The organism is Kitasatospora putterlickiae, from assembly GCF_039527695.1.
GTDB classification, from domain to species: domain Bacteria; phylum Actinomycetota; class Actinomycetes; order Streptomycetales; family Streptomycetaceae; genus Kitasatospora; species Kitasatospora putterlickiae.
Map to the genome: position 1 here is coordinate 15,770 of NZ_BAAAKJ010000020.1, position 1,645 is coordinate 17,414.

Consider the following 1,645-nt stretch of genomic DNA (forward strand, 5'->3'; position numbering starts at 1 on the left):
CCAGCGCGGCGGCGGACGGCCGGACTCCGCGCGCGACGAGCGTCAGCAGGCCCCCGCGGCCCGCTGAGTCGACGGGGCCGGCGGGCCGGTGGGTTCGCCGGATCCTCCGGATCCCCCAGGTCCGACGAGTCGAGTGGGACCGCCGGGCTCGGCCGGGACGGCACGGTGGCTCACGCGAGCAGCTCGGCCAGCGAGCCGTCCATGTCCAGCGCGGCCATCTCGCTGCCCGGCGGCACCAGCCGGTGCGCCCGCTCCAGCCAGGCGGCCACCGCCGGCAGTGGCGCCTCCAGCAGCGCGTCCCCGGCCGGTGAGCTCAGCGCCATACAGAGCACGCTGCGCCGGCCCTTGGAGGTGCCCCCGGCCGAAGACTGGGGGAGGGCCGGCCAGATCCGCACGTCGCCCTGACCGCACGGCCGGAAGGTGCCCTCCACCAGCAGCTCGCGGGCGAACACCCAGGTCACCGGCGAGCCGGTGTCCAGGTGGAAGGTGATGTGCACGGCGTAGGGGTCGTGGCTGCCGTACGACAGCCGGGCCGGCACGGGGACGCTGTGCTCGGGGGACAGCACCAGGTTGAGCTCCAGCTCGTGCTCCACCACGCTCGTCGGGCGCTCCATGATCGTTCCTCTCTGCCTGCGGTTCGTGCCCGGTTCCGGGCCCTGTGCCCTTGGAGAGCGCGGCCCGGGAGCGCTCTTACACGGGTTTCCGGGATTTCTCGGATTTCTCGCGGAGATCCCCGGGTGGTGGTGTGGGAGTGGTGAACGCGGGACGGCGGGCGCGTGGTCGGGCGTGCGCGCCGTCTTCCTTACCGTGGGCGGCCCCGGCGTGTCCGGTGAATGGCCAAGTTGGCCCCGCCCACCCGTCGAGGCACTACCCTTTGTGACTGTCTGGCGACTGTCCGCCCTCGCGGCGGCACCTCTTCGCGCGCCGACGGCGGCGGCATCCGGGTCGCCCGTGCCGCCGTCGCGCACGCCCCTCGCCGGGCGCGCCGCATCGGCCTGCCAGGAAAGCGAGCCCCCATGACGGACCGGCCCCTCGCCGGCGGCAGCACGGACACGGCCGCCGGCCCCGCGCCGGGCTACTACCCCGACCCCTCCATCCCCGGGTTCGTCCGCTACTGGGGCGGCTCGGCCTGGGTGCCCGGCACCAGCCGGCCGGCCCCGGCCGAGGGCGAGGTGCTCGAACCGCCCCGGTACGCGACCCGCCGCCCGGACCCGGCGGCCGGCGGAGTCGGCACCGGGCGGTACGTGCCGCCGCCGGTGGCAGCCGAAGCGGCGGCGGAGTCCTCGGGAGCGCGCGCGGGGCGGTCGCCGTCCGGCGGGGACAGCGGGCCGGTGTACCTCGACCAGACGGGGGGCGGGGCGTCGTTCACCTTCGTGGTGCCGGAGAACGGGCCGGTGTTCCGCCGTGGCGGGGATCGGGCGCCGGGCGCGGAGCCGACCGGGGCGGGACGGGCGTTCGAACGGGTGTCGGAGGCGGTGCCGGCGCTGGCACCGGAACCGCTGCTCGACGTGGCGCCGCCGGTCGAGCCGGAGCCCCGGGCGCGGCGTGGGCCGATGGAGGCGGGCGACGGGTCGCGCTGGGTGTCCTGGGGAGTGCCGCCCGAGCCGGTGGAGGACCCGCCCGTCGAGGCGGCCGCCCCGGAGAA

Annotated in this window: 2 protein-coding genes; one reads left to right on the forward strand and one right to left on the reverse strand. The window is 76.8% G+C overall.

The genetic code is table 11. The features are described from left to right. Positions 1–170 precede the first annotated feature (170 nt). On the reverse strand, positions 171–614 hold the full coding sequence (locus ABD308_RS02310) for an SsgA family sporulation/cell division regulator (protein WP_344324682.1): 444 nt from the start codon (positions 612–614) through the stop codon (positions 171–173). A 402-nt stretch (positions 615–1,016) separates the two neighbouring features. On the opposite strand from ABD308_RS02310, the gene ABD308_RS02315 reads away from it, so the two are divergent. Beyond that, the coding region (locus ABD308_RS02315) for a DUF2510 domain-containing protein (protein WP_344324685.1) at positions 1,017–1,645 on the forward strand (629 nt) is incomplete at its 3' end.

Excerpts from the sequence above, each read along its gene's own strand:
- ABD308_RS02310 (WP_344324682.1), bottom strand. The coding sequence starts at position 614 with ATGGAGCGCCCGACGAGCGTGGTGGAGCACGAGCTGGAGCTCAACCTG.